Source organism: Kocuria salina (genome assembly GCF_013368965.1).
Lineage (GTDB): Bacteria > Actinomycetota > Actinomycetes > Actinomycetales > Micrococcaceae > Kocuria > Kocuria rosea.
In genome coordinates, this window is record NZ_SSSF01000002.1 from 459,831 (window position 1) to 486,112 (window position 26,282).

Here is a 26,282-nt window from a genome sequence, read left to right on the forward strand (position 1 = left end):
GCGCCCGGCTCAGCCCAGCCAGCGGGTCATGAGCTCCCGGAACACGGGGTCCGTCAGCGTCGCGGCCCGGTGGTGGGCGGGCACGGGGTCCCCGTCCGGGACGGACGGCACGGCCACGACCACCAGTCCCGCCGCCACGGCCGAGGTCGCGCCCACCACGGAGTCCTCCACGGCCAGGGCCTCACCCGGGGCGAAGCCCAGCCGCCGCACCGCCTCGGTGTAGATGTCCGGGGCCGGCTTGCCGCGCGGCACGTCCTCGGAGGAGACCCAGGTGCTGAGGTGGGGGGCGAAGCCGGCCTCCTCCAGCTTCACGCCGAGGATCGTGCTCGTGGAGTTGCTGGCCACGGCCACGGGCAGCCGCTCGGCGAACGCGCGCACCGTCTCGAGCGCGCCCGGCAGGGGCACGATGTGCCCGGTCAGCGTCTCCTCCTCGGTGCGCAGCACGTCTGCGTGGACCGCGGCGCGGTCGGCCCGGGCGGCCTCGGCGATCGCCGTGGCGACGTCCGCCGCGGACCAGCCCATCATCCGGCGCTCCATGGCCTCGGTGAACTCGAGCCCGTAGCGCTCCGAGACGGCGCGCTGGACCCGGGCCCAGTTCGCCTCCGTGTCCATGAGGATGCCGTCGCAGTCGAAGACCACGCACGCCGGGGCCCACCCGGGGGCGGGCGCCGGCAGCTCGGGGGAGGACGTGGGCGGCGACGGCGTGGGGGCGGGGAAGGACGTCATGCTCCCATGGTGCCCCACCGGGCGCCGTCCGGGGCGGGGGTGTGAGCAGGACAACGCCCGGGAGGACGCCCGGAATAAGCACCCCGGCCGGGGGTGTTGCCGCCACCGAACCCCTTCGTGCCATCCCCGACGGAAGAAGCCCCGCCCTTGCCCGCCACGCCCCGCGTCCCGCTGTCCGCCCTCGACCTCGTGCCCCTCTCGGAGGGCCGCTCCACCGCGGACGCCCTCCGCGAGGCGCTGGACCTCGCCCGCCGGCTCGACACCTCCGGCTACCGGCGCCTGTGGTACGCCGAGCACCACAACACGGAGGCGTTCGCGTCCTCCGCCACGGCGGTGCTCGTCGGGCAGGCGCTCGCCGCCACGGAGCGCCTCAGCGTGGGCTCCGGCGGGATCATGCTGCCCAACCACGTGCCGCTGACCGTGGCCGAGGCCTTCGGCACGCTCGCCAACCTCTACCCCGGCCGCGTGGAGCTGGGCCTGGGCCGGGCGCCCGGCACCGACATGCGCACCGCCCTGGAGCTGCGGCGGGGCCACGCCGGCCACGACACCTTCGAGGCCGACGTACGCCGTCTGGTGCGGCTGTTCGGCGGGCAGGAGCAGGAGGTCGTCCGGGCGCCCGTGGCCCGGCACACTGACGTTCCCCTGTGGATCCTCGGCTCGTCGACGGGCGGCGCTGAGGTCGCCGCCCGGCTCGGCCTGCCCTACGCGTTCGCCTCCCACTTCGCCCCGGCCAGGATCATGGACGCCATCGCCCTGTACCGGCAGCGCTTCGACGCGCAGGCCCCGACCGCCACGGTCGAGCGCCCGCACGTGATGGTCGCGGCGAACATCCTCGCCGCCGACACCGACGAGGAGGCGCGGCGCCAGTTCAGCACCCACCAGCTGCTGGTGCGCGGGATCGCCCGCAACGACCGCCGGCCGCTCCAGCCGCCCGTCGAGCGCGTGGAGCTCACCGCGGCGGAGGCGGGCATGGTGCAGGAGCACCTCGCCGTATCGGCGGTCGGCACGCCCGAGCGGGTGGTCGCCGATCTCGAGCAGATCGTCGAGCTCACCCGGGCCGACGAGCTGATGCTCAACAGCTACGCCCACGACCCCGAGGTGCGCGCCCGGTCCTACGAGCTCGTCGCCCACGCCTGGTGAGCGCACCGTCCCGGCGCCGGCCGTCCCGCCGGCCGCACGCCCCCGGACCCCACGACCACCGCCCGGCGACCCCCGCCGGGCGTCATCCGCACCACGACAGGAGCACCCCATGACCACCGTCCCCGCCCTCGAGGCCGTCTCCGCCGACTCGGGCTTCCGCCGCACCACGATCGAGCGTCGCCCGGTCGGCCCGGGTGATGTCGAGATCGACATCCACTTCGCCGGCATCTGCCACTCCGACATCCACGTCGCGCGCGACGAGTGGGGCGGCACGCACTACCCCGTCACCCCGGGGCACGAGATCGTCGGCCGCGTCCGCGCGGTCGGGGAGTCCGTGACCGGCTTCGCCCCCGGCGACACGGTGGGCGTCGGCTGCTTCGTCGACTCCTGCGGCCGCTGCGAGTACTGCACCGGCGGCCAGGAGCAGTTCTGCACGGAGGGCGTGACCGCCACCTACAACACGCCCCAGGCCGACGGCACCCCCACCCGGGGCGGCTACAGCGGCGGGATCGTGGTCGACGAGCGGTTCGTCCTGCGCGTCCCCGAGGCGCTCGACCCCGCCCGGGCCGCCCCGCTGCTGTGCGCCGGGATCACCACGTACGCCCCGTTCAAGCGCTGGGGCGCCGGACCGGGCCGGCGGGTGGCCGTCCTGGGCATGGGCGGGCTCGGCCACGTCGCCGTGAAGATCGCCGCCGCCATGGGCGCCGAGGTCACCGTCCTGAGCCAGAGCCTGTCCAAGCAGGAGGACGGCCTGGCCTTCGGCGCGACCGACTACTGGGCCACGAAGGACCCCGAGACCTTCGAGCGCAACAAGGGCCGCTTCGACCTGATCCTCAACACCGTCTCCGCGGACCTGCCGGTCGAGCAGTACCTGTCCCTGCTGCGGGTCGACGGCGTGCTGTGCTCCGTGGGGCTGCCCACCGAGCCGTACAGCGTCCGCCCGGGCGCCCTGATCGGCCCCCAGCGCGTGCTCACCGGGTCGATGGTCGGCGGGATCCCGCAGACGCAGGAGATGCTGGACTTCTGCGCCGAGCACGGCGTGGAGGCCGAGATCGAGCTGATCGGCGCCGACGACGTCGACGCCGCCTACGACCGGGTGGTCGCCTCGGACGTGCGGTACCGCTTCGTCGTCGACGTCGCCCGCACCCTGGCGTAGCCGCCCGGATCATCAGCAGCCTGCGGCTCCGGCCGCGCCGGTGGTTAGAGTGGGGTCCATGGCCCACACCACCACCACCGACGGCGCGCTGCGCCGGCTCGCCGAGGCCTACCGGGTCTCCACGACCTACTCCGGGTTCGACGGACAGGAGCGGGAGGTCCCGGAGCCGACGCTGCGCGCCGTGCTCGACGCGCTGGGCGCGGACGCCGGGGACGACGCCGCGATCGAGGCGTGCCTCGCCCAGCGGGAGCTGGCGCCCTGGCGGCGGGTCCTGCCGCCCGTGGTCGTCGCCGTCGCGGGGGAGCGCACCCGCTTCGCCGTGCACGTCCCGCACGGCTCCACCGTCCGCGTGACCCTCGTGGCGGAGGGCGGCGCCCGGACCACCGCCCCCCAGGTCGACAACTGGCGCTCCCCGCGGGACGTGGACGGCGTCCTCACCGGCCAGGCCACCTTCGAGGTGCCCGAGGGCCTCGCCGTGGGCTGGTACGAGGTCCGCGCCGAGTGCCCCGAGGTCGACGGCGGACGCGCGGTCACGACGCCGCTGGCCGTGACCCCGCGGCGCCTCGCCAGCACCGACCGGCTGCACGGCCGGCACCGCTGGGGCTACATGGCGCAGATCTACTCGGTGACCTCCGGGCGCTCGTGGGGCGTGGGCGACGCCTCGGACCTCGCGAGCCTCGCCGCGATCTCGGGCGAGCAGGGGGCGGACTACCTGCTGGTCAACCCGCTGCACGCCGCCGAGCCCGCACCGCCGGTGGAGCCCTCGCCGTACCTGCCGACCAGCCGCCGCTTCTTCAACCCCCTCTACCTGCGCATCGCCGAGGTCCCCGAGTACGCCTACCTGCGCCCGGGCGACCTCGAGGTGGTCAACACGCTGGCCGCCATCCAGCGCAAGGACAACCTCGACACCAGCACCATCGACCGGGACAAGGCGTACGCGGCCAAGCTGAAGAGCCTCGAGCTGCTGTTCACCGTCCGCCGCTCCCCGCACCGCCAGCAGCAGCTGCGCCGCTTCGTGGCCGAGGGCGGGCAGGGCCTGCAGGACTTCGGCCTGTGGTGCGCGCTGCGGGAGGAGCTCGGCGAGGACGCCCCCGAGTGGGACGACGCCGCGGCGCGCCCCGACGCCCCGTACGCGGTGGAGGCGCGGACCCGGCTGTCCGACCGGATCGACTTCCACGTGTGGATGCAGTGGCTGCTGGACGAGCAGCTCGAGGCCGCCCAGCGCGCGGCGCACCTGGCCGGGATGGACATCGGCGTGATCCACGACCTCGCCGTGGGCGTGCACAAGCAGGGCGCCGACGCGTGGACGCTCCAGGACGTGCTGGCCCTGGGCGTCAGCGTGGGCGCGCCCGCGGACATGTACAACCAGAAGGGCCAGAACTGGTCCCAGCCCCCGTGGCACCCGGAGCGCCTGGCCGAGGCCGGCTACCTGCCCTGGCGGGACATGCTGCGCACGATCTTCCGGCACGCCGGCGGCATCCGGGTGGACCACGTCCTGGGCCTGTTCCGGCTGTGGTGGATCCCGGACGGCCAGGAGGCCTCGGAGGGCGCCTACGTCTACTACGACCACGAGGCGATGGTCGGCATCCTCGCGCTCGAGGCGGAGCTCGCCGGGGCGGTGGTGGTCGGGGAGGACCTGGGCACCCTCGAGCCGTGGGTGCGGGAGTACCTCGCGGAGCGCGGCGTGCTGGGCACCTCGATCCTGTGGTTCGAGGTGGACGGCGACGAGCCGCTCCCCCCGGCGCAGTACCGGGAGCTGAGCATGGCCTCGGTCAGCACCCACGACTTCCCGCCCACGGCGGGCTTCCTGGAGGGCGTGCAGGTGGACGTGCGCCAGGAGCTGGGCCTGCTGGCCCGGCCCGTGGAGGAGGAGCGGGCCGAGGCCCGCCGGCAGCTCGACACGTTCTTCGCGGCCGTCGCCGCGGACGGGCTGCTCCCCGACGGGGACGCCACGGACGAGCAGGGCCTGGTCGAGGCGCTGCACCGCTACCTCGCCCAGTCCCCGGCGCTGCTGTTCAACGTCTCCCTCGTGGACGCCGTCGGCGAGCGCCGGATGCAGAACCAGCCGGGCACGGGGGACGAGTACCCGAACTGGCGCGTGCCCCTGGCCGACTCCGCGGGCAACCCGGTGCTGATCGAGCAGCTGCCGGACAACGCGCGGGCGAACTCCCTGGTGCGCGCCGTCAACGAGGCGCTCGGCAACCGCTCCCGCCTCCGGTCCGTGGGGGAGCCGGGGCAGCCCGAGCACACCGACCGCACGGCGCCCTGACCGCGCCCCCGCGGCCCCGCCCGCAGCACCCCCCTGCCCCGAACGGAGGAAACACCGCATGACGGAGCCGACGACGCCCCGCCCGGCCACCGTGCCGCTCGCACCGCCCATCCGCTACGTGGCCCTCGGCGACTCCATGACCGAGGGCGTGGGCGACCCCGACCCCGCCCGCCCCAACGGGGTGCGCGGCTGGGCCGACCTCGTGGCCGAGCAGCTGACCGCGGCCCACCCGGACACCCGCTACGCGAACCTCGCGGTCCGGGGGCGGCTGCTCCGCGGGATCGTCGAGGAGCAGCTCGAGGCGTGCCTGGCCCTGGAGCCGACCCTGGTGAGCCTCTACGCCGGGGGCAACGACCTGCTGCGCCCCCGCGCGGACGTGGACGCCCTCATGGGGGTCTACGAGCAGGCGGTCGCCCGGCTGCGGGGCTCCGGCGCCCAGGTGGTGCTGTTCACGGCCTTCGACCCCGGCCGAAACGCCCCCACGTCCTGGACCCGCCCCCGGCAGGCGCTCTACAACGAGCACGTCCGGGAGATCGCCGACCGGCACGGGTGCCTGGTCCTCGACTACTGGCGGATGCGCACCCTGCAGGACTGGCGCTACTGGGCGGTGGACCGGCTGCACATGTCGACCGCGGGGCACACCCGCGTGGCCGCCCGGGTGCTCGAGCTGCTGGGCGTGGAGCACGCCCTGGAGCTGCCGCCCACCGACCGGCTGCCGGTCACGGCGAGCCCGGGGGTGCTGAAGGAGGACCTCCTCTGGGCCCGCGAGTACCTGCTGCCCTGGGTCGGGCGGCGGTTGCGCGGGACCTCCTCCGGGGACGCGGTCGCCGCCCGCCACCCCGGGTACACGACGCTGCTCCCGCGCCCGGTGCTCCCCGCCGGTCCCGCGGCCCCCGCGGAGCCGTCGGCCCCCGCCCGGTGCGGCTGAGCAGGGAGTCCCCCGGTTTGCGGGGGTCCGGGGAGCCGGTAGACTGACCCGAAGCTGGTCACACCTGACGTCAGGTTGCGGGGAAGTCCGTCCGGGCCTAGACTTCAAGGCTGTCGTGTGGTGGAGTCCACCTTCCGGCACCTTGATCTTCACCGTCTTCATCGTGGCGAGGCCTTCGCCGGTTCCGGCCGCGGGCCTTACGAGAGGGCCCGGTTGGCGAACGGTGGCAATTCTGAAGGTGGCGGGACGCTCGTTGCCGCAGCTGAGTGATCAACTGCGGCACCCACTGCGTGCCGTCATTTCGTCAACATTGGAGGAGAACACTATGGCAGCGCACTGCCAGGTGACCGGAGCTCAGCCGGGCTTTGGGCACAGCATTTCGCACTCGCACCGCCGTACCAAGCGCCGGTTCGACCCGAACATCCAGAAGAAGCGGTACTGGGTGCCGTCGCTGCGCCGCAGCGTGACGCTCAACGTCAGCGCCAAGGGCATCAAGGTCATCGACGCCCGTGGCATCGATTCCGTCGTGACCGACATTCTCGCACGTGGGGAGAAGATCTAGCATGGCCAAGGACAAGGACGTTCGTCCCATCATCAAGCTGAAGTCCACCGCCGGCACCGGTTTCACCTACGTGACCCGCAAGAACCGCCGCAACGACCCGGACCGCATGGTGCTCAAGAAGTACGACCCGGTCGTCCGCAAGCACGTCGATTTCCGCGAGGAGCGCTGAATCCATGGCCAAGAAGTCCAAGATCGCCAAGAACGAGCAGCGCAAGGTCGTCGTCGAGCGCTACGCCGCGAAGCGTGCCGAGCTCAAGAAGACCCTCGTCGACGAGAACGCCACCGACGAGGCCCGCGAGGAGGCCCGCCTGGGCCTGCAGAAGCTGCCCCGGGACGCCTCCCCGGTCCGGCTGCGCAACCGGGACCAGATCGACGGCCGCCCCCGCGGCACCCTCCAGAAGTTCGGCATCTCCCGCGTCCGGTTCCGCGACATGGCTCACCGCGGCGAACTGCCCGGCATCACCAAGTCCAGCTGGTAATTTCTGACGCAGGAGCGCGATCGGTCCCCCGTGCCGCGCTTCCCCACGACCCCAAGTCCAGGAGGACATGAACATGGCTAAGAACCGCAGTGAACTCGTCGCAGAGGTCGCCGAGAAGGCCGGCACCACCAACGCCGCCGTGAACGGCGTCCTGGACGCGATGTTCCAGGTCTTCGAGGAGTCCGTCTCCGCCGGTGAGAAGATCACCATCCCGGGCTGGCTGGCCGTCGAGCGCACCGACCGTGCCGCCCGCACCGGTCGCAACCCGCAGACCGGCGAGACCATCGAGATCCCGGCCGGCCACGGCGTCAAGCTGACCGCTGGTTCCAAGCTCAAGGCGGCCGTGTCCAAGAAGTAAGGACACCCGCGGGTCCGTTCCGGACCCCGTCCCATGGCTTCGTCCGAAGGGGCGGCCCCGCACCGGGGCCGCCCCTTCGGCGTGCCCGGGCCCCGCGCCGCGGACACGACCGGCAGCGCGGCCCCCGGCACCGCAATTGGTCCGGCGCCGGGTGCGGCGCGCATAATGGGACCACCGGGCCGAGCGGCCGGCGATCCAGACGGGAGGTGCGGCGTGAGCCCACGTGCACGGCGCCTCGCCCGCGGCTGGGCCGGAGCGGCCATCGCCACCTCCGCCGCCGCTCTCTCCCACGCGGCCGCCGGCGGGCAGGCCCCGCCCGTCGTGCTCGTGCTCCTCTCGCTGGCCCTGTCCGGGCCGCTGTGCATGGCCCTGGCCGGCCGGGTGCTCTCGCGGTCGTCCCTGCTGCTGGGCGTGCTGCTCAGCCAGTCCGTGCTGCACGCCCTGTTCGCGGCCTCCGGCGGTGCCGGCACGGTCGCCCACGCCGCCCACCCCTCCCTGGACCACGCCGCGCAGCACGGCGCCACGGGGGGTGCGCCCGGCCCCGCCCTGGTGCTGGAGGTCCAGTCCCACGCCGAGCACGGCGGAACCGCCATGCTCGTCGCCCACGCGCTCGCCGCACTGGCCTCCTACGTGCTCATGCGCCACGGCGAGGTCGCGGCCGTGGTCCTCCTGGAGGCGCTGCGGCTGCGCGTGCGCCGCCGGCGGCAGGTGCTGCCGGCCCCCGTGGTCGTCGGCCGCCCGCGCGCCGTGCGGGCCGGGCGCCCGCACGTGCTGACCGACCAGACGCTCCTGCGTCCCGTGCGCTCCCACCGCGGGCCGCCGCGCGCCCGCCGTCGACCCCTGCTGCCGGTCCTCCTCCCGGGACCCGCCACGCTGCCCGCCGGCTGAGCCGGACGGCCGCGGGGCGCCGCCCGGGCCACCGACCTCGGCAGGACGTCCGACGGCCCGTGCCCGCCGCCGGCCCTCCCGGCCCGGCGGCCCCGCCCACCGCCGCCCGGCCCTCCGAGGAGACCCCATGCCCACGTCCACCACCCGCCGCACCGCCGCCCTGCTGGCAGCGGGAGCCCTCACCCTCCTGCCCCTGCTGCCCGCAGCCGCGCACGACGAGCTGACCGCCGTCACGCCGGAGCCCGACTCCGTCCTGACCACCGCGCCGGAGAAGCTCGAGCTCACCTTCTCCGGCGAGATCATGGACATCGGCCACCAGATCCTGGTCACCGACTCCGAGGGACGCTCCGTGACGGAGGGCCCGCTCGAGCCGGAGGGGAACACGGTCGTCCAGCCCCTGGCCGCGGCCGGCGCGGAGGACGAGACCTACCGCGTGGTCTGGCGCGTGGTCTCCGGCGACGGGCACCCCATCGAGGGGACGTTCAGCTACGACGTCGGCTCCGGCGGCGAGCCCTCGGCGGACCCGAGCGCCGCGGTCGAGGACGCCGCCGCGAGCGCCCAGGACGCCGCGGACCGCGCCTCGTCCGGGGACGTCCCGCTCTGGCTCGTCGCGGTCGCGGGCGGGGCCGTGGCCCTCGCCGTGCTCGGCGTGGTGAGCCTCGTCTCGAGCCGGCGCCGCAAGGGCTGAGCTCCCGGGGTCCGCCCCGCTTCCGCACCGTCCGCACCTCCCGGCCGCAGCCCGCCGGGCGCCGCCGCGCCCCCGGGGGCTGCCGCCGTGCACCCTTCTGCGCGTGCCCGCCCCGCGCATCCTCGTCATCGACTCCCAGGAGCACCCATGCCCACTTCCCTGCCCACTTCCCTGCCCACTTCCCTGCCCACTTCCCTGCCCACTTCCCTGCCCACTTCCCTGCCCACCTCCCTGCCCGCCGCGCTGCTGCGCACCGGCACCGTCCTCGCCCTCGGCGCCCTCGCGCTCACGGGCTGCGCGTCCTCCGCCCAGGAGCCGGCACCGTCCGCCGCGTCCACCTCCGCCTCCGGCGTTCCCTCCCCGCACGACGCCGGGGGCGCCGCCGCGCACGAACCGCTCACCGTGGAGCAGCCCTGGGCGAAGGCGGGCCCCGCCGGGGGGATGACCGGGGTGTTCGGCACCCTCGTCAACGAGGGCGACGCCCCGGTCGTGCTCACCGGCGCGTCCGCCGAGGGCGTCGCCGGGGCGGTCGAGCTGCACGAGACCGTGCTCGACCCCGAGACCGGCAGCACGGTCATGCAGCGGATGCAGGACCCGGTCGGCATCGCGCCGGGGGAGTCCTACGCCCTCGAGCCCGGGGCGGACCACCTCATGCTCCTGGACCTGCGCTGCGGGCTCCGTGCCGGGGACGACCTCGAGCTCGTCCTGCGCTTCGAGGACGGGACCCAGCAGACGGTCACGGCGGCCGTCCGCGACTACGCGGGCGCCCAGGAGGAGTACGCCCCGGGCCACGGCGAGGACGAGGACGCAGGCGAGGACGCCGGCGAGGACGACCACGCGGACGACGGCGAGGGGCACGCCGGGGGCCACGCGAGCGGGACGGGGTCGCCCTCCGGGGCCACGCCGGCGGCGGACCTGCCGGGCTGCCGTGGGTGAGGCCCGCGGCCTGGACCGGCGGCGCCTGCTCGTGGCGGGCGGCGCCGCCGGCGTCGGCGCCGCCTCCGCCCTGGGCCTGGAGTCGGCCCGCCGCGCCGGGGCCCCCGCCGCGGCCCCGCAGGACACCGCCCGGGTGGCACCGCAGGGGCACGGGCAGGCCGTCGAGCCCTTCCACGGCCCCCGGCAGGCCGGGGTGGCGACCGCGCCGCAGGCGTTCGCCGCCTTCGTGGCGCTGGACCTGAACCGGGACACCACCCGGGACGCGGTGCGGCGCCTGCTGCGGGTGCTCTCCGAGGACGCCGCCGCCCTGACCCAGGGGCGGGCGCCGGTCGCCGACCAGGAGCCGTGGCTCGCCGAGCACCCCGCGCGGCTCACGGTCACCCTCGGCTTCGGGCGGCGGCTGCTCGGACTGGTCGCCCCGGACCGGGTGCCGGCCTGGCTGCGGCCCCTGCCCCCGTTCTCGATCGACCGGCTCGAGGAGCGGTGGAGCGACGGCGACCTGCTGCTGCAGATCTGCGCCGACGACCGCCTCGCGGTCTCGCACGCCCAGCGGGTGCTGCTCAAGGCCGCCCGCTCCTTCGCCGCCGTGCGCTGGGTGCAGGACGGCTTCCGGCACACCGTGGGCTCCGTCCCGGACGGGCAGAGCATGCGCAACCTCTTCGGTCAGGTGGACGGCACCGTCAACCCCCGGGGCGGCAGCGAGGAGTACGAGCGGGTGGTCCACGGTCGGGACGGCTTCGCGCCGTGGGTCCCGGACGGCACGGCCCTGGTCGTCCGCCGGATCGCCATGAACCTGGACACCTGGGACGAGGCGGACACGCCGGCGCGGGAGGACGCCGTCGGGCGGCGCCTGCGCGACGGGGCCCCGCTGACGGGCGGCGCCGAGCACGACGAGCCGGACCTCGCCGCGCGGGGGCCGCTGGGCTTCCCCGTCATCGCGGACTACGCCCACGTGCGCCGCTCCCGCTCGGAGGACCCCCTCGAGCGGATCAACCGGCGGGTCTACAACTACGACCTGCCCGTGGCGGGTGCCTCGGGCACCCGGGGCCGGGGCGCGACCACCGGAGGGGTCAGCGACGCGGGGATGGTCTTCGCGGCGTACTGCGCGGACGTCGACCGCCAGTTCGTCCCGATCCAGCGCCGGCTCGACGAGCTCGACATGCTCAACGCCTGGACCACCCCGGTCGGGTCCGCGGTCTTCGCCGTGCCCCCGGGCTGCGCGGAGGGAGGGTTCGTGGGGGACGTGCTCTTCGAGGACTGAGGACCGCCCGTGTGGGATCCGGCACACGCGCACGGGCCGGTGCGCTCGGGGAGGGACAATGGAGACGGGCCGCCCCGTCGTCGTGGGGCGGATGAAGGAGACTGACCATGAGTTCGAGGACGGCCGAGCGCGCCGACCACGGCACCGCCGCCCGGCCGGGCGACCGGGGGATCGACCCCTGGTGGCTCGCGGCCGTGCCCCTCGTGGCCCTCGCGGCGCTCATCGCGGCGATGCTGTGGACCGGCTCCGGCGCGGCCCGGCTCGCCGCCGACCCCGGGGCGCTGGTCCGCTGGGGGCTGCCCGCCGCGGAGCTCGTGCACAACGGCGCGCTGGTGGTGGTCATGGGGGCCCTGCTGTTCGCGGTGGGCGTCGTGCCGACCACCGTCGACGGGCGCCGCCGGGGCACCCGGGACCGCGCCGCGGCCCCCGAGCACCCGCTGTTCCGCCACACTCTGCGCCTCGCCGAGGCCGCGGCCGTGGTCTGGACCGTGGCCGCCGTGGCCGTGCTCGTCCTGTCCTACTCCGACGTCGCGGGCGTGCCCGTGGGCGGGGACGGGACCTACACCCAGCAGCTGCTGCACTACACCACGGACATCCCCACCGGACAGGCCCAGGCGGCGATCGTCGTGGTGGCCGCCGTCGTGACCACCCTGGTCTTCGGCATCCGGGCGCTGCTCGGGCTGCTGCTCACCCTGGCCCTGTCCTGCGCGGCCCTCGTCGCCATGGCCCTCAACGGGCACTCCGCCGGCGGCAACGACCACATGGGCGCCGTCAACTCCCTGGGCCTGCACCTGCTGGGCGCGGGGCTGTGGACGGGAGGGCTCGTGGTGCTCGCCTGGCTCTCCCCGCAGCTGAGCGCCCCGGACGCCGGCACCGGCACGCTCCCCGAGGGCGCCGCCCGGGGCCGTCCGTCCGCCGGCCCGCGGCGGCGGGTGCCGATCGCGGCCGTGGTCCTGCGCCGCTTCTCCGCGGTCGCCCTCGGCGCCTTCCTCCTCGTCCTGCTCTCCGGGACGGTCAACGCGGCCGTGCGCATCGGCTCCTGGGAGCAGCTCCTCAGCGGCTACGGGTGGCTCGTGCTGGTCAAGTTCGTCCTCACGCTGGGCCTGGGCCTGGCGGGCCTCGCGCACCGCCGGTGGCTGGTGCCCGCGCTCGAGGCCGGCCGGCTCACGGCCCGCCGCGCCGTGTGGCAGCTCGTGCTCGGGGAGCTGCTGGTGATGGGCGCCGTCATGGGCGTCGCCGTGGCCCTGTCCCGGACCGCCCCGCCGGTGCCCGAGGAGATCGCCCCGGACGCCTCCCCGGCGCTGATCCTCACCTGGTACGAGCTGCCGCCCGAGCCCACCGCGGCCTCGTGGTTCACCACGTGGCGCGTCGACTGGCTGTGGCTCGCGGTCTGCGTGTTCCTCGCGGCCGTCTACCTGTGGGCGTTCGTGCGCGTGCGCCGGCGCCGGGACTCCTGGTCCGTGCTGCGCACCCTCTCGTGGCTCACCGGGGTCGGGGTGCTGTTCTTCATCACCTCGGGCGGGTTCGCCGTCTACGGCCGGGTCCTGTTCTCGGCGCACATGGTCGAGCACATGGCACTGACCATGGTCGTGCCGATCTTCCTGGTCCTGGGCGCGCCGGTCACCCTGCTGCTCAAGGCCCTGGAGTCCCGCCCGGACGGCACCCGCGGGCCCCGCGAGTGGATCCTGCGGCTCGTGCACTCCGGGTTCGGCAGGGTCGTGACGCACCCGATCTTCGCGGCCGTGAACTTCGCCGGCTCCATCGTGGTCTTCTACTTCACCCCGCTGTTCCACTTCACCCTGCACTACCACGTGGGCCACGTGTTCATGGTCGTGCACTTCCTGATCACCGGGTACCTGTTCATGCTGGTGCTGATCGGCACGGACCCCGTCCCGTACCGCCCCGGCCACATGATGCGCCTGGTCCTGCTGCTGGCCACGATGGTCTACCACGCCTTCGTGGGGGTCGCCCTCATGGGCTCCGACACCCTGCTGCAGGCCTCCTGGTTCGGCAACACCGGCCGGGACTGGGGCCGCACCGCGATCGAGGACCAGCAGCTCGGCGGGGCCCTCATGTGGGGGATCGGCGAGTTCCCCACCGTCGTCGTCGCCGTCGTCGTCGCGATCATGTGGGCGATCGAGGGCACCAAGGAGAACCGCCGTGCGGACCGCAAGGCCGATCGCACGGACGACGCCGAGCTCAAGGCCTACAACGAGATGATGGCCGGGCTCGCCGAGCGCGACGACCGCGCCGCCCGGCCCTGAGCCCCGCCGCCCGTCCTGCCGCCTGGTCCGCCCCGTCCACCCCGTCCTGCTCCGCCCCGAAAGGATCCCCCTCCATGCGCCTCACCTCCCGCGTCCGCGCCTCCGAGCTGCAGGGCCGTGCCTGGCTCAACACCGGCGGCAGGGACCTCGACCTCGCCGCGCTGCGCGGCAAGGTCGTGGTCCTGGACTTCTGGTCCTTCTGCTGCATCAACTGCCTGCACGTGCTCGACGAGCTGCGCCCCCTCGAGGAGCGCTTCTCCGACGTCCTCGTCACGGTGGGCGTGCACTCCCCGAAGTTCGAGCACGAGGCCGACCCGGACGCGCTCGCGGCCGCCGTGGACCGCTACGAGGTCCACCACCCCGTGCTCGACGACCCCGAGCTGACCACCTGGGACGCCTACACGGCCCGCGCGTGGCCCACGCTCGTGGTGGTGGACCCGGAGGGCTACATCGTGGCGCACCTCTCGGGGGAGGGCCACGTGCAGGGCCTCGTCACCCTCGTGGAGGAGCTCGTGGCCGAGCACGAGGCCCGGGGCACCCTGCACCGCGGCGACGGGCCGTACGTGCCCCGGCCGGCGCCCGAGGGGGACCTCCGCTTCCCGGGCAAGGTGCTGCCGCTGCCGGACGGCTCGTTCCTGGTCTCCGACACGGGCCACCACCGTCTGGTCCAGCTCGACAACGACCTCGAGACCGTCCGCCGGGTGATCGGCGCGGGCAAGGGCCACGCGGACGGCGACCCGGGGACCGCGCGCTTCACCGAGCCCCAGGGGCTCACGCTGCTGCCCGAGGAGGTGCGCGCGGCCGCCGGCTACGACGTGGTCGTGGCGGACTCCGTCAACCACCGGCTCCGGGGCGTGGACCTCGCCACGGGGCAGGTGCGCACGGTGGCCGGCAGCGGGGTGCAGCGGCTGCTCGACGAGGAGCGCGCGCGGGGGGCGGAGCCGAACCACATCGACCCCGAGGCCGACCCGCTGGAGGTCGCGCTGTCCTCCCCGTGGGACGTCGTGTGGTCCGCGCGGGCCGACCGGCTCGTGGTGGCCATGGCGGGCACCCACCAGCTGTTCTCGTTCGACCCCCGGACCGGCCGGCTCGCCGTGCTCGCGGGCACGGGGGACGAGGGGCTCAAGGACGGGTCCGGCGCCGAGGCGTGGTTCGCGCAGTCCTCGGGGCTCGCGGAGGACCACGAAGGCAACGTGTGGATCGCCGACTCGGAGACCTCCGCCCTGCGCGTGCTCCGGTTCGACGACGACGGGGCCGTCGCGGTCGAGACCGCCGTGGGCGAGGGGCTGTTCGACTTCGGCTTCCGCGACGGCGACGCCGGCGGGGCCCGCCTGCAGCACTGCCTCGGCGTGGCTCAGCTGCCCGACGGCTCGGTCGCCGTGGCGGACACCTACAACGGCGCCGTGCGCCACTACGACCCCCGGACCCGGCAGGTGGCCACGCTGGCCCGCGGCCTGGCCGAGCCCTCCGACGTGCTGCTGGACGTCTCGGGGGAGGAGCCGCTGCTCGTCGTCGTCGAGGCCAACGCCCACCGCCTGGTGCGCGTGCCGATCCCCGCCGCCGCCCAGCGCGTCGACGAGGGGGCGTCGCGGACCCAGCGGGCCCGCACCAGGCTCGCCCCGGGCGCGCTCGCGGTCGAGGTGCGCTTCGCGGCGCCGACCGGGCAGAAGCTCGACGACCGGTGGGGGGACCCGACGCAGCTGAGGATCTCGTCCTCCCCCGAGGAGGCGCTGGCCGAGGGCGCCGGCACGGCCCAGGGCCTGCGCCGGCAGCTCGTGCTGGCGGACGGCGTCACCGAGGGCGTGCTGCACATCACCGCGCGCGCCGCGGCGTGCGACGGCGAGCCGGGCGGGGAGATCCCCGACCACGCGGCCTGCCACCTCTACCAGCAGGACTGGGGCATCCCCTTCGTGCTGGACGCCGACGGGGAGAGCGAGCTGGTCCTGGACCTGCGCGGCGTCAACTGAGCGGGCTCAGCCGCGCGGGTCGACCCGCACCGTCGAGCCGTCGATGTCGAGGTCGGCGGCGACCTCGAACGGCACGGTGCGCTCGAGCCGTTCGACGTCGCCGGTGAACAGGTCGAGGGAGTCGAAGGCGATCCGCGCGGTGCCCTGCGCGGGCTCCAGGGCCCAGCCCCGGCCGCCCTCGGCCCCCACGACGATCTCCGGGTCCGGATAGGACTCGATCGTCCACTCCACGTCCCCCGAGACCCGGCCGTCGAACTCGAAGGAGAACGGGCAGCCGGACGGGAAGAGGCTGCCCTGCCCGGCGCAGCCGTCCAGGTGCTCCTTCAGCTGCCGGTCCACCTCCTGCTCGAGGGCCTCGGTCGGCCGGGCCTCCAGGACGATCTCCGCCTGCTGGCCCGGGTCGGTCAGCACGGTGCGCACCGGGTCGGCAGCCACGAGCTCGGACGTGTAGGAGGCCGTGTAGACGCCCGGGAAGAAGGCGGAGAACTCCGCGGAGGACTCCGGCAGGGCCACGGACATGCCGTTCATGTCGACCGAGGTGGCCCCCGGCAGACTGACCGTCACCGTGGGCAGGGGGGTCTCGTCGAACGCCCACACCGTGAAGAAGCCCCACTGGGTGTCCACGGGGTGGAGGGCGAACTCGGAGCTGTGCGGCTCGCCGTTGAGGGTGTAGTCCGCGCGGACCACGGCCCGCTCGCCGTCCTCCGAGACGGTGGAGACCTCCAGGTCCTCGAGGTCCTCGGCCGCGGCCTCGAGCGGGTCGCCGTCCAGCATCGCCGCGTTGGCCTCCGGGACGCGGGCGTTGAGCAGCCCCAGGGCCTCGCCGCCGTCCCCGTCCCGCAGGTCCTCGACGTAGGCCCGGACGTCCGTCTCCGGGCCGTACATGTACTTGTTCACCAGGGCGATGGTGACGGCGGCGGCCGCCACCCCGAGCAGCACGAGGAACAGCCAGGCCCCGAGGGCTTTCAGCACGCGGACGTTGGACTCCATCCGATCACGCTAGCCGATCGCCCCCCGGCCTGCGCGTGCACCGGGCCGGGCGGGGCCCGTCCGGGGGCGCGGTCCGCCCCAGGACGGGTACGCTACGTGCCGCACCCCTTCCCCGCCCGATCGTCCCCCGTCTGGAGCTGACTCCCCATGGCCGACTCCGTCCGCCAGGTCCCCGAGAAGTACGGACCCGTCCGCGCCGTGCTGCGTCCCCGGCTGGGCTCCTACGGCCGGCGCCTGCTCTCCTGCCTGGGCCCGCTGCTGGTGGTCGTGGTGCTCGTGCTGTTCCTCTGGGCGCGGCGCCCGGCCCCCGGCGTGGCGGCGGTGGTGCTCGCGCTGGTGCTCGTCGCCGCCGCCGCGTGCTGGGTCCGGCTGCGTCCCGTCCTGGTCGTCCGCACGGACAGCCACGTCCTGCGCTCCCGCACCGTGGGCTTCGCCGCCACGCCGCTCGCGGAGGTGGAGCACGTCGTCACGGTCGGGGCCCTGCACCGGGCGGCCGGCGCCCCGCGCTCGGACGCCCGCCCCCACCTGTGGGCGGCGGGCCGCTCGGGCCGCCGGGTCCTGGGCCTCGACGGCGCGGTGTGGGACGCCCGCGCCCTCGAGGACGTCGCCGTGGCGCTGGGAGCGCCCCGCACCCACCTCGAGCGCGCGACGGCGCGGGAGGCCGCGGCCCGCTGGCCCCGGCTCGTGCCCTGGGGGCTCCGGCACCCGCGGCTGCGCTCGGCCGCGTCCTCCGCGGGCCTGCTCGCCGTCCTCGCCCTCGTGGGGTGGTTCTCGCTCGGTCTTCCGGGCACCGGCTGAGCCCCCCGGGGCTCGCCGGCTCCTGCGGCGCCCCCAGGCTCCCGTGCACCTGCCGCGCCCCGGACGCGCGGGAGCCCGCCGCCCCGGCAGCGGGCGGCGGGCTCCTCGGGCACCGTGCGGAGCGCCTCGTGCTCAGCCGGCGGCGGCCAGCTCCTGGCGGGCCCGCTCGATCTCGGCCTTGCGCTCCTCGACGGCCTCGCGGGTCAGCTCGGCGCCGGCCTCCTCGTCCCGGGTCAGGTTCGCGCCGGTCTCGGGGTCGAAGACGTGCATCCGGCGGGTGTCGACCCAGATCCTGCCCTTCGTCCCCCCGCGGATGCGGGAGGTGGCGTCGAGGGAGACGACGATCTGCGGGTGCATCTCGTCCCCGTCCAGCTCCTGCGCCAGCTCGTCGAGCTTCGCCTTGACCGAGTCGTCCTGCCGGTAGTTGATGTAGCCGTACTGCTCGTTGCCCATCCACTCGGTGTGGGTGAACTCGGTGTCGAAGACGGTGCCGCGGGAGGCGATCGCCTCGTCCACGAACTTGGCGTCGTTGAAGTGCTCGGGGCGCAGGCCGAGCAGCACGATCGACCCGTCCGCGGGCAGCTTCCCGGCGGCCTTCTCGGGGACCGGGATCTCGCCCAGCGGGGTGTCGAACACGCTGCCCTTCACGTGCGCCGGGAGGAAGTTCATCGACGGGGAGCCGATGAACCCCGCCACGAACAGGTTCGCCGGCTGCTCGTAGAGCTCACGGGGCGAGGCGATCTGCTGCAGGATGCCCTTCTTGAGCACCGCCACGCGGTCGCCGAGGGTCATGGCCTCCGTCTGGTCGTGGGTCACGTAGACCGAGGTGATGCCCATCCGGCGCTGGAGCTGGGCGATCTCGGTGCGCATCTGGCCGCGCAGCTTCGCGTCCAGGTTGGACAGGGGCTCGTCGAACAGGAACGCGTCGGCGTCCCGCACGATCGCCCGGCCCATCGCCACGCGCTGGCGCTGGCCGCCGGAGAGGTTGGCCGGCTTGCGCTCGAGGTGGTCGTCGAGGTCCAGGGTCGACGACGCCGTGCGCACCTTGCGGTCGATCTCCTCGTCGGAGAACTTGCCCTTGGACAGCCGCAGCGGGAACGCGATGTTCTCGTACACGGTCAGGTGCGGGTAGAGCGCGTAGTTCTGGAACACCATGGACAGGTTGCGCTCGCGGGGCTCCTTCTCGTTGACCCGCTGGCCGTTGATCAGGAGGTCCCCGGAGGTGATGTCCTCGAGGCCCACGATCATCCGCAGCAGCGTGGACTTGCCGCAGCCGGAGGGCCCCACGAGGATGAGGAACTCGCCGTCGGCGATGTCGATCGACACGTCGTTGACGGCCGGGAAGCCGTCGCCGTACTTCTTGACGAGGTGGTTGAGGGTGATGGATGCCATCTGGGACTCAGTCCTTCGTTCGGTTCGGAAGATGCGGGAGGCGGCGCGGGCTCAGCCCTTGACCGCGCCCTGGGTGAGGCCGGAGACGATCTGGCGCTGGAACAGCAGCACCAGCAGCACCACCGGGATGGTGACGACGATGGCCGCCGCGGAGATCGCGCCCGCCGGGTCCTCGAACTGTGAGGCGCCGGTGAAGAACGCGAGCGCCGCCGGGACGGGCCGGGCCGCCTCGGTGGAGGTGAGGCCGATGCCGTAGACGAAGTCGTTCCACGCGATGAAGAACGCGATGATCGCCGTGGTGAAGACGCCGGGCAGGGCCAGCGGCACGATGACCTTGCGGAACGCCTGCCACGTGGTGGCGCCGTCCACCTGGGCCGCCCGCTCGAGGTCCCACGGGATCTGCTGGAAGAACGCGGTCAGCGTCCAGATGGAGATCGGCAGGGTGAGCGAGAGGTAGGGGATGATCAGGCCGGGCCAGGTGTCGTACAGCCCGATCTGGCGCCACAGGTTGAACAGCGGGGTCACGATCGAGACCACGGGGAACATGGACACCGCCAGGGCGACCGTCAGGATCATCTTCTTGCCCGGGAAGTCCAGCCGGGCGATGGCGTAGGCGCAGAGCGTGGCGAGCACCACGGCCACGGCCGTGGCGATCAGGCAGATGCCGATCGAGTTGATCAGGGAGGGCACGAACAGTTCGCGCGCCTGCCCCACGAAGATCGAGGAGTAGTTCTCCCCGACCCACTGCGTGGGCAGGAACTTCCCGGAGGTCAGGTCCGCGGGCGTCTTGAAGGACGTCATGAGGATCGAGGCGACGGGGAACAGGGCGTAAATGAGGACCAGGACCGTGACGACGCCCCATCCGACCTTCTGCTTGGTGGTCATGGGTTACCTTCCCTTCCCGGCGCCGGCGAGGTCGACCTTGAACACCTTGATGGCGACGAAGGCGATCAGCAGCACGCAGACGAACAGGATCACGGAGATCGCCGAGCCGAGCCCGATCTCCAGTCGGCCGATGGAGGTGCGGTAGGCGAGCAGGGACAGGGTCTCCGTGCCGTACTGCCCCTGGGTCATGATGAAGATGTTGTCGAAGATGCGGAACGCGTCCAGGGCGCGGAACACCACGGCCACCATGATCGCGGCCTTCATGTTGGGCAGGACCACCCGGGACATCCGCTGCCACCACGTGGCGCCGTCGACCCGCGCCGCCTCGGTGTACTCGCTCGGCACCTGGGCCAGGCCGGCGAGCAGCAGGAGCGAGATGAACGGCGTGGTCTTCCAGATCTCGGAGGCCATGATCACGAACAGGGCCGGCCACTGGGACGCGAACCAGTTGAAGTCCGGGCCGATGCCCGGGACCCAGGAGAACCAGTTGTTGATGTAGCCGGTCGTGATGTCGAACGCGTAGAACCAGGCGAACGCGGAGACCACGGTGATGATGCCGTAGGGGACCAGGATCGCGGTGCGCAGCAGCCCCTTGGTGCTGCGGATCGCGTTGTTCATCACGAGCGCCAGGGCGAAGCCGAGGACGAGCTCCACGACCACGGTGACGATCGTGATGAGCACCGTGATCCACAGGTCCCGCCAGAACACCCCGTCGGTGAGGACCGTGGCGTAGTTGCCGAGGAAGACGAACTCCTTCTCCCCGGGGGCGGTGAGCCGGAACGAGAAGAAGGAGTCCCACAGCGCCTGCAGGATCGGGTACATCGTGACCAGCAGCATCACGATGAACGCCGGACCGGCGAGCATCCAGCCGAGCTTGCGCTCCGACCGGGCCCGGTCGGACATCACCGGCTTCGCGCTGCGGCGGCCGGTCACGGGGGCCGGGGAGACCTCCCGGGGCCCGGTGCCGGGGGCGTTGGGGTTGACGACGGTGCTCATAGCAGCCGCTCTCCTCTCAGGACGGACTCGATGAACTCGGCGGTGAGCCGGGGCGTGTCCTCGGTGACGGACGCCGGCGGGGTCCACTCCTGCTGGATGGCGGTGGAGACCTCGTTGTAGAACGGCGTCTGCGGGCGCGGGGCCGCGTTGTCCAGGGACTCGCGGATCGTGGCGTACATCGGGTAGGCCTCCCGGACCTCCGGGTCCTCGTAGGCGGCCTCGGACGCCGCCGGGTTGCCGTTGCTCACGAAGTAGTAGGCCTGGTTCTCGGGCTGGACGATGCACTCGACCGCCTCCCACGCCAGCTCCTGGTGCTCGGACGTGGCGCCCACGCCGATGTTGATCCCGCCCAGCGGGGGAGCGGAGGGCTCGTCCGGGTCCACCCGCGGCCACAGGGCCCAGCCGATGTCCTCGTACACGGACTGGTCGACCGTCCCGCCCTCCACGGCGGCGGCGGTCGCCGCGTAGATGAAGGGCCAGTTGACCATGAAGGAGCCGTCGTCGGACTGGAACTGGATCATCGAGGCGTTCTCGTCGGCGGTCGGCAGGCCGGGGCCGCCGAGCCCGTCCTGGCCGATGGTCCCGACGATCTCGGCCGCCTTCCGGCCGGCGTCGGAGTCCAGGCCGATCGAGATCTCGTCGGAGGGGGCCTCCGGGTTCTCCACGATCGAGCCTCCCGCGGACGCCACGAGGGCGTTCACCCACACGGTCATCGACTCGGCCGACGTGCCCTGCACCCCGAGGTACTTGTCCTGCTCCCGCGCGGCGTCCATGATCTGCTCCCAGGTCACCGGCTCGTCCATGTTCAGACCGGCGGCCTCCGCCACGGACTCCCGGTACCACAGCAGCTGGGTGTTGGCCCAGAACGGCACCGAGACCAGCTCGTCCTTCCACTTCGCGCCCTCGAGGGGCCCCGCCAGGACGTCCTGGGTCGTGGCCTCCTCCACGTCCCCCGGCACGGGGGACAGGAAGCCCGGCTCGGCCAGTTCGGGGATGAAGGGCGGGTCCAGGCTCATGATGTCCATCGAGCTGTCCCCGGCGGCCAGGCGCCGGGCGAGCTGCTCGCGCTGCGACGCGGCGTCGCGCGGGAGCAGCGAGGTCTCTATGTTGTACCGGCCTCCGGACTCCTCGGAGCACTGCTGCGCGAGCTCCGCCTGACCGCCGGCGTCGGGGTTGATGTACCAGGTCAGGGTGGGGGTGGCGCCGGCGTCGGCGTCACCGCACCCCGTCATAAGCAGGGCACCCACGGCACCGAGGGCCGCGGCGGCGCTGAGCCGCCGCCTGCCCGGTGCTCTGTGGGGGTGTGAGGTGGTGGTCAACGGTCGTTCCTCCCCTTCGGCGATGTGGCGGTCCGCGAGGGGCGTCGAGGGGATCCTGTGGGACCCGGTCGGCGGGACGGTCGGCGGCGGGTGCTGCCGGTCGACCACCCCTGCACGGAGCCTTCAGTCTATGAGTGCGCTACCTCACATACCAGTAACCTGACGGTTTGCATCGGTGTGCCGCCGTGGGTCCGGGCGTGTCCCGGTGCGCCCGGCTGTTCCCGCCTTGAACGGCACCGGGTGCGGCCCCGCGCCGGGAGGTTCTGGGGCGCGGCGGGGCGGCTCAGGAGAGCAGCAGGGCCACGACCGCCATGGTCAGCATGGCGACCACCGTGGTGACGAGCACGGTGTCCCGGCACAGCTGCTCCGCCCGGCCGTAGCGCACGGCCGCCACGTAGATGTTCTGGGCGGTCGGCAGCGCCGCCATCACCACCACGGCGTAGAGGAGGTGGCCGTCCAGGCCCAGCACGAACCGGGCGAACAGGAACGCCAGCGCCGGGTGGAGCAGCAGCTTGAGCGTGCTGGCCAGCACCACGTCCCGGCGCGGCCCGGCACCCCGCCGCAGCGGAGAGGCGCCCACCAGGGAGATGCCGAAGGCCATCAGCATCGCCGGGATGGAGGCCCCCGCCACCAGCTCCACGGGCTCGTGCACCACCTCCGGCAGCCGCCACCCGGTGACGGCGAAGAGGATGCCCAGCCCGGAGCCCACGATCATCGGGTTGGTGACCACATTGCCCAGGACGCTGCCGAGGCTGGGGCGGCGGCCGTCGGTGAGGGTGTCCATGACGGTCAGGTAGACGGGGGTGTTGAGCGCCAGCTGGAACAGGATGACGGGGACCACCTGGGACGCGTCCCCGAGCACGAAGACGGCGATCGGGATGCCGAGGTTGGCCGAGTTCACCTGGGAGGCGGCCTGGGCGCCCATCACGGTGCTGGCCGCGTCCCGGCGCAGCACCCACCGGGCGATCCCGGCGTAGACGAGGGTCGTGGCCACGGCGGACACGGCGGCCACCAGCAGCGGCGCGGAGAGGATCTGGGCGATGTCCGCCTCGGAGATGGTGAGGAACAGCAGCGGCGGGCTGGCCACGTAGAAGGCGAACTTGCTCAGCACGAGCTGCCCCTGGGGACCCAGCACGCCCCTCCGGCCCACGGCGTAGCCGGTCAGGATGACGGCCCAGACGATGAAGAACCCCGAGAACACTCCGGTCACGGGACCCTCCCTCGCGCTGCTGCGGGTCCGCGTCCGCGGGCCCATACAGTTCTATCCCATCACCGGCCCGTCCGCGGTCGGGCCGGGGCGGGTCACGCGGCGGGCAGGTCGGCGCGGGCGGCGCTCAGCGTCCGGGAGTGGGGCGGGCGGGCGACGCCGTCGAGCAGGGCCTCGGCGGGATCCGACCCGAGGTCGACGATCCGGTTGTCCGCGTCCACGTGGACCACGGACGGCACGTGGGCGCGCGCCTCGGCGTCGTCCATCTGCGCGTAGCTGATGAGGATGACGAGGTCCCCGGGGTGCACGAGGTGGGCGGCGGCCCCGTTGATCCCGACGACGCCGGAGCCGCGCTCGCCGGCGATCGTGTAGGTCTCCAGCCGCGCGCCGTTGGTGACGTCCACGATGGAGACGAGCTCGCCGGGGAGGATGTCGGCGGCGTCGAGGAGGTCCTGGTCGACGGTGACCGAGCCGACGTAGTGGAGGTCGGCCTGGGTCACGACGGCACGGTGGATCTTGGCCTTGAACATGGTGCGCAGCATGACGGGAGATGTGCTCCTCGTGAGCGGGGTGCGGGTGACGGGCGCGGGGCCCGGGCGGTCGCCCCGGTGCGGATGCGGGGAACGGGGCGCGGGGACATCCTACCGCGCGGTCCCGGGAGACGACGAACGCCCCGGCCGGGTGGGCTCGGGGCGTTCGGTGCGAGAGCGGCTGACGGGAATCGAACCCGCGTATCAGGCTTGGGAAGCGTGCGCTCTACCATTGAGCTACAGCCGCGCATCCGTGGTCCGTCCGGGGCGAGCACCGGACGAGGACAGCACACACTCTACACCACCCGCCGGGACGGGGGTGGGCACGGGGCGGCGGCGCAGCGCGGTCCGGCGCCCGGCCGTGCGATACCTTGGGGACCGTGCTGATCTCTGACCGCGACATCCGCCGGGAGCTCGACGGCGGCCGGGTCGTCCTCGAGCCCTACGATCCCGCCCTGATCCAGCCCGCCAGCATCGACGTGCGGCTGGACCGCTGGTTCCGGCTCTTCGACAACCACAAGTACGCGCACATCGACCCGTCCGTGGAGCAGCCGGAGCTCACCCGGCTCGTGGAGGTCGACCCCGAGGAGGCCTTCGTGCTGCACCCGGGGGAGTTCGTGCTCGGCTCCACCTACGAGAAGGTGACCCTCCCGGACGACATCGCCGCCCGTCTCGAGGGGAAGTCCTCGCTGGGGCGCCTGGGCCTGCTGACCCACTCCACGGCGGGGTTCATCGACCCGGGCTTCTCGGGGCACGTCACGCTCGAGCTGTCCAACATGGCCACGCTGCCGATCAAGCTGTGGCCGGGCTCCAAGGTGGGCCAGCTGTGCTTCTTCCGGCTGTCCTCGCCCACGGAGCACCCGTACGGCTCCGGCGCCTACGGCAACCGGTACCAGGGGCAGCGCGGACCCACGGCCTCGCGCAGCCACCTCGGGTTCTCCCGCACCCGCATCTGACCCCGCACGGCCCGGCCGCGCCCGGCGGTGTGCCGGCGCCCCGCGGCCCGTGAACCGGCGGGCCCACGAACCGGTCGGCTCACGAACCGCCGGCGCCGTGGTGGGGGGACGCCGCGGTCTTCGGGTCGCGCGCACGCAGCAGCAGGAGCAGGCCGGCGCCGACCACCAGGAGGATCCCGAGGATCCCCCAGCGCTGCGCGCCGAGCACGGAGACGAACACCGCGAACAGGGTGGGCGCCAAGAAGCTCACGGCCCGCCCCGTGGTGGCGTAGAGGCCGAACAGGGCGCCCTCCTCGCCGGTCCGCGTGAGCCGGCCGAGGAACGTGCGGGAGGCGGACTGCGCGGGGCCCACGAACAGGCACAGCAGCAGCCCGCAGACCCAGAACGCCGCCGTGCCCTCGAGGAACAGCAGCGGGGTCCCGGCCAGCAGGATGCCGACGAGCGACGCCACGATGACGCGCTTGGGCCCCACCCGGTCGTCGAGCCGCCCGCCCACGAGGGCGCCCGCCCCGGCCGCCACGTTGCCGACGATCGCGAAGACGATGACCTCGCTCAGGGTGAAGCCGAACGTGCCGGCCGCGATGACGCCGCCGAAGGTGAACACCGCGTTGAGCCCGTCCCGGAACACGGCGGAGGAGAGCAGGAACCACAGCGTCTGCGGGGCGTCACGGTACAGCTCCCGCAGGGTCTGCCACAGCTGGCGGTAGGAGCGGGCCACGGACGGGCGCGGTCCCCGGCGGGTGGGGCGGATCTCGGGCACCACCAGCAGGACGGGGATCGAGAACAGCGCGATCCACAGCCCCGAGAACAGGGCCACGGCCCGCACGTTGAGGGCGTCCTCCTCGGGGATGCCGAGCAGGCCCGGGGTGATGAACCCGAACAGCACGATCGTCAGCGCCACGATCCCGCCGAAGTAGCCCATCGCCCAGCCCTGGCCGCTCACCCGCCCGATGTGCTCGCGGCCCGCGATCCCCGGCAGCATCGCGTTGTAGTTGACCACCGCGAACTCGTCGAAGACGTTGGCCAGCGCCAGCAGGCCCACCCCGAGGTAGAGGTACGGCTGGTCGGGGAGGACCAGGAAGCACAGGGCCGTGAGCAGCGCCGTGAGCATCGTGTTGATCCCGAGCCACAGCTTGCGCCGCCCCGCGCCGTCGCTGCGCTGGCCCACCACGGGGGCCAGCAGGGCCACCACCACGCCGGCGGCCCCGATCCCGTAGCCCAGCACCTCCGAGGCGCGGTCCTCCCCGCCGAAGGGGTCGCTCGTGAGATAGACGGTGAACACGAACGTGGTCATCACGGCGTTGAAGGCGGCGGATCCGGCGTCCCACAGGCTCCAGGCCCACACGTGCGAGCGGCGCGGCACGAACGCCGTCGCCGGGAGGGAGGGGACGGGGGCGGGAGGGCCGGGGGGCGTGGCGTCCATGGCAGTCATGCTAGGCCCGCGGTGCCCGTCGCGGAGGGCGGCCTCGCCGGAGGACCGCCCGGCAATCCGGGTTCCGCCCAGGAAACCGTCCGGGAACGTACAGGTGCTGTCAGGACATGCGAGCGGGAGCGGCAACACCCCTTTGATAGGGTGGAACACCCGGG

The 26,282-nt window shown here is 73.6% G+C and carries 25 protein-coding genes and 1 tRNA gene; 16 read left to right on the plus strand and 10 right to left on the minus strand.

Annotated features, from left to right (window positions below; translation table 11 throughout):
• Positions 1–9: 9 nt before the first annotated feature.
• Positions 10–726, minus strand: coding sequence for an HAD family hydrolase (locus E7Z53_RS06260; RefSeq protein ID WP_017832648.1), 717 nt, complete (start codon positions 724–726; stop codon positions 10–12).
• 147 nt (positions 727–873) lie between these two features.
• On the opposite strand from E7Z53_RS06260, the gene E7Z53_RS06265 reads away from it, so the two are divergent.
• From E7Z53_RS06265 to E7Z53_RS06330, 14 genes are all read left to right on the plus strand, one after another.
• Positions 874–1,866: an LLM class flavin-dependent oxidoreductase gene (locus tag E7Z53_RS06265; protein WP_017832647.1), complete on the plus strand. Its 993-nt coding sequence runs from the start codon at positions 874–876 to the stop codon at positions 1,864–1,866.
• Positions 1,867–1,975: 109 nt separating this feature from the next.
• Positions 1,976–3,022 (plus strand): NAD(P)-dependent alcohol dehydrogenase, encoded by a 1,047-nt coding sequence (locus tag E7Z53_RS06270; RefSeq protein ID WP_115163015.1) that lies wholly within the window; start codon positions 1,976–1,978, stop codon positions 3,020–3,022.
• 58 nt (positions 3,023–3,080) lie between these two features.
• Positions 3,081–5,291, plus strand: coding sequence for a 4-alpha-glucanotransferase (malQ, locus tag E7Z53_RS06275; RefSeq protein ID WP_109221692.1), 2,211 nt, complete (start codon positions 3,081–3,083; stop codon positions 5,289–5,291).
• 58 nt (positions 5,292–5,349) lie between these two features.
• The gene (locus tag E7Z53_RS06280) at positions 5,350–6,219 is read left to right on the plus strand and encodes an SGNH/GDSL hydrolase family protein (RefSeq protein ID WP_176337397.1); all 870 of its coding nucleotides are present in this window, start codon (positions 5,350–5,352) and stop codon (positions 6,217–6,219) included.
• 325 nt (positions 6,220–6,544) lie between these two features.
• Positions 6,545–6,781, plus strand: coding sequence for a 50S ribosomal protein L28 (rpmB, locus tag E7Z53_RS06285; RefSeq protein WP_017832643.1), 237 nt, complete (start codon positions 6,545–6,547; stop codon positions 6,779–6,781).
• Position 6,782: 1 nt separating this feature from the next.
• The gene (gene rpmG / locus E7Z53_RS06290) at positions 6,783–6,950 is read left to right on the plus strand and encodes a 50S ribosomal protein L33 (protein ID WP_017832642.1); all 168 of its coding nucleotides are present in this window, start codon (positions 6,783–6,785) and stop codon (positions 6,948–6,950) included.
• 4 nt (positions 6,951–6,954) lie between these two features.
• Positions 6,955–7,260 carry a 30S ribosomal protein S14 gene (gene rpsN, locus E7Z53_RS06295; protein ID WP_017832641.1) on the plus strand — a complete coding sequence of 102 codons (306 nt, stop codon included), beginning with the start codon at positions 6,955–6,957 and terminating at the stop codon, positions 7,258–7,260.
• Positions 7,261–7,333: 73 nt separating this feature from the next.
• Positions 7,334–7,618 carry an HU family DNA-binding protein gene (locus E7Z53_RS06300; RefSeq protein WP_031282576.1) on the plus strand — a complete coding sequence of 95 codons (285 nt, stop codon included), beginning with the start codon at positions 7,334–7,336 and terminating at the stop codon, positions 7,616–7,618.
• A 213-nt stretch (positions 7,619–7,831) separates the two neighbouring features.
• Positions 7,832–8,506, plus strand: coding sequence for a hypothetical protein (locus tag E7Z53_RS06305; RefSeq protein ID WP_176337398.1), 675 nt, complete (start codon positions 7,832–7,834; stop codon positions 8,504–8,506).
• Between the two features lie 127 nt (positions 8,507–8,633).
• Positions 8,634–9,194, plus strand: a complete 561-nt coding sequence (locus E7Z53_RS06310; RefSeq protein WP_176337399.1) for a copper resistance CopC family protein — start codon at positions 8,634–8,636, stop codon at positions 9,192–9,194.
• 147 nt (positions 9,195–9,341) lie between these two features.
• Positions 9,342–10,130 (plus strand): copper chaperone PCu(A)C, encoded by a 789-nt coding sequence (locus E7Z53_RS06315; RefSeq protein WP_176337400.1) that lies wholly within the window; start codon positions 9,342–9,344, stop codon positions 10,128–10,130.
• Positions 10,123–11,391 (plus strand): Dyp-type peroxidase, encoded by a 1,269-nt coding sequence (locus tag E7Z53_RS06320; protein ID WP_176337401.1) that lies wholly within the window; start codon positions 10,123–10,125, stop codon positions 11,389–11,391. Before E7Z53_RS06315 ends, E7Z53_RS06320 begins: the two co-directional genes overlap by 8 nt.
• Before the next feature lie 107 nt (positions 11,392–11,498).
• Positions 11,499–13,655 (plus strand): cytochrome c oxidase assembly protein, encoded by a 2,157-nt coding sequence (locus E7Z53_RS06325; RefSeq protein WP_176337402.1) that lies wholly within the window; start codon positions 11,499–11,501, stop codon positions 13,653–13,655.
• Positions 13,656–13,729: 74 nt separating this feature from the next.
• The gene (locus tag E7Z53_RS06330; RefSeq protein ID WP_095650362.1) at positions 13,730–15,622 is read left to right on the plus strand and encodes an NHL domain-containing thioredoxin family protein; all 1,893 of its coding nucleotides are present in this window, start codon (positions 13,730–13,732) and stop codon (positions 15,620–15,622) included.
• Between the two features lie 6 nt (positions 15,623–15,628).
• Here E7Z53_RS06330 and E7Z53_RS06335 read toward each other — a convergent pair whose 3' ends face one another.
• Entirely contained in the window at positions 15,629–16,612 is a 984-nt protein-coding gene (locus tag E7Z53_RS06335; RefSeq protein ID WP_176337403.1) for a hypothetical protein, read from the minus strand.
• Positions 16,613–16,759: 147 nt separating this feature from the next.
• Between E7Z53_RS06335 and E7Z53_RS06340 the strand changes: the two genes are divergently transcribed.
• The gene (locus E7Z53_RS06340) at positions 16,760–17,410 is read left to right on the plus strand and encodes a hypothetical protein (RefSeq protein WP_035928227.1); all 651 of its coding nucleotides are present in this window, start codon (positions 16,760–16,762) and stop codon (positions 17,408–17,410) included.
• 132 nt (positions 17,411–17,542) lie between these two features.
• Here the strand turns inward: E7Z53_RS06340 and E7Z53_RS06345 are convergent, their stop codons facing one another.
• The 7 genes from E7Z53_RS06345 to E7Z53_RS06375 all read right to left on the minus strand — a co-directional run bounded on the left by E7Z53_RS06345 (position 17,543) and on the right by E7Z53_RS06375 (position 23,986).
• Positions 17,543–18,802 carry an ABC transporter ATP-binding protein gene (locus E7Z53_RS06345; RefSeq protein ID WP_017832631.1) on the minus strand — a complete coding sequence of 420 codons (1,260 nt, stop codon included), beginning with the start codon at positions 18,800–18,802 and terminating at the stop codon, positions 17,543–17,545.
• Positions 18,803–18,853: 51 nt separating this feature from the next.
• On the minus strand, positions 18,854–19,687 hold the full coding sequence (locus E7Z53_RS06350; protein WP_017832630.1) for a carbohydrate ABC transporter permease: 834 nt from the start codon (positions 19,685–19,687) through the stop codon (positions 18,854–18,856).
• A 3-nt stretch (positions 19,688–19,690) separates the two neighbouring features.
• Positions 19,691–20,683 carry a carbohydrate ABC transporter permease gene (locus E7Z53_RS06355; protein WP_109221687.1) on the minus strand — a complete coding sequence of 331 codons (993 nt, stop codon included), beginning with the start codon at positions 20,681–20,683 and terminating at the stop codon, positions 19,691–19,693.
• Positions 20,680–22,002 (minus strand): extracellular solute-binding protein, encoded by a 1,323-nt coding sequence (locus tag E7Z53_RS06360; protein ID WP_109221686.1) that lies wholly within the window; start codon positions 22,000–22,002, stop codon positions 20,680–20,682. Before E7Z53_RS06360 ends, E7Z53_RS06355 begins: the two co-directional genes overlap by 4 nt.
• Before the next feature lie 283 nt (positions 22,003–22,285).
• Complete coding sequence (locus E7Z53_RS06365) at positions 22,286–23,212, minus strand: AEC family transporter (RefSeq protein WP_109221685.1); 927 nt, start codon at positions 23,210–23,212, stop codon at positions 22,286–22,288.
• A 92-nt stretch (positions 23,213–23,304) separates the two neighbouring features.
• Complete coding sequence (gene panD / locus E7Z53_RS06370; protein ID WP_017832626.1) at positions 23,305–23,751, minus strand: aspartate 1-decarboxylase; 447 nt, start codon at positions 23,749–23,751, stop codon at positions 23,305–23,307.
• Between the two features lie 164 nt (positions 23,752–23,915).
• Positions 23,916–23,986, minus strand: a tRNA-Gly gene (locus tag E7Z53_RS06375).
• Positions 23,987–24,119: 133 nt separating this feature from the next.
• On the opposite strand from E7Z53_RS06375, the gene dcd reads away from it, so the two are divergent.
• Positions 24,120–24,695 carry a dCTP deaminase gene (dcd, locus tag E7Z53_RS06380; RefSeq protein WP_017832625.1) on the plus strand — a complete coding sequence of 192 codons (576 nt, stop codon included), beginning with the start codon at positions 24,120–24,122 and terminating at the stop codon, positions 24,693–24,695.
• A gap of 79 nt (positions 24,696–24,774) precedes the next feature.
• On the opposite strand, the gene E7Z53_RS06385 is transcribed toward dcd, so the two are convergent.
• Complete coding sequence (locus E7Z53_RS06385) at positions 24,775–26,118, minus strand: MFS transporter (RefSeq protein ID WP_035928236.1); 1,344 nt, start codon at positions 26,116–26,118, stop codon at positions 24,775–24,777.
• Positions 26,119–26,282: the final 164 nt, after the last annotated feature.

Coding starts and splice junctions, on each gene's coding strand:
- malQ (WP_109221692.1), top strand. CDS start 3,081: ATGGCCCACACCACCACCACCGACGGCGCGCTGCGCCGGCTCGCCGAG.
- E7Z53_RS06315 (WP_176337400.1), top strand. CDS start 9,342: ATGCCCACTTCCCTGCCCACTTCCCTGCCCACTTCCCTGCCCACTTCC.
- rpmG (WP_017832642.1), top strand. CDS start 6,783: ATGGCCAAGGACAAGGACGTTCGTCCCATCATCAAGCTGAAGTCCACC.
- E7Z53_RS06300 (WP_031282576.1), top strand. CDS start 7,334: ATGGCTAAGAACCGCAGTGAACTCGTCGCAGAGGTCGCCGAGAAGGCC.
- E7Z53_RS06340 (WP_035928227.1), top strand. CDS start 16,760: ATGGCCGACTCCGTCCGCCAGGTCCCCGAGAAGTACGGACCCGTCCGC.
- panD (WP_017832626.1), bottom strand. CDS start 23,751: ATGCTGCGCACCATGTTCAAGGCCAAGATCCACCGTGCCGTCGTGACC.
- E7Z53_RS06330 (WP_095650362.1), top strand. CDS start 13,730: ATGCGCCTCACCTCCCGCGTCCGCGCCTCCGAGCTGCAGGGCCGTGCC.
- E7Z53_RS06325 (WP_176337402.1), top strand. CDS start 11,499: ATGAGTTCGAGGACGGCCGAGCGCGCCGACCACGGCACCGCCGCCCGG.
- E7Z53_RS06355 (WP_109221687.1), bottom strand. CDS start 20,683: ATGAGCACCGTCGTCAACCCCAACGCCCCCGGCACCGGGCCCCGGGAG.
- E7Z53_RS06310 (WP_176337399.1), top strand. CDS start 8,634: ATGCCCACGTCCACCACCCGCCGCACCGCCGCCCTGCTGGCAGCGGGA.
- E7Z53_RS06280 (WP_176337397.1), top strand. CDS start 5,350: ATGACGGAGCCGACGACGCCCCGCCCGGCCACCGTGCCGCTCGCACCG.
- E7Z53_RS06345 (WP_017832631.1), bottom strand. CDS start 18,802: ATGGCATCCATCACCCTCAACCACCTCGTCAAGAAGTACGGCGACGGC.
- rpmB (WP_017832643.1), top strand. CDS start 6,545: ATGGCAGCGCACTGCCAGGTGACCGGAGCTCAGCCGGGCTTTGGGCAC.
- E7Z53_RS06385 (WP_035928236.1), bottom strand. CDS start 26,118: ATGGACGCCACGCCCCCCGGCCCTCCCGCCCCCGTCCCCTCCCTCCCG.
- E7Z53_RS06335 (WP_176337403.1), bottom strand. CDS start 16,612: ATGGAGTCCAACGTCCGCGTGCTGAAAGCCCTCGGGGCCTGGCTGTTC.
- E7Z53_RS06270 (WP_115163015.1), top strand. CDS start 1,976: ATGACCACCGTCCCCGCCCTCGAGGCCGTCTCCGCCGACTCGGGCTTC.
- E7Z53_RS06350 (WP_017832630.1), bottom strand. CDS start 19,687: ATGACCACCAAGCAGAAGGTCGGATGGGGCGTCGTCACGGTCCTGGTC.
- E7Z53_RS06260 (WP_017832648.1), bottom strand. CDS start 726: ATGACGTCCTTCCCCGCCCCCACGCCGTCGCCGCCCACGTCCTCCCCC.
- rpsN (WP_017832641.1), top strand. CDS start 6,955: ATGGCCAAGAAGTCCAAGATCGCCAAGAACGAGCAGCGCAAGGTCGTC.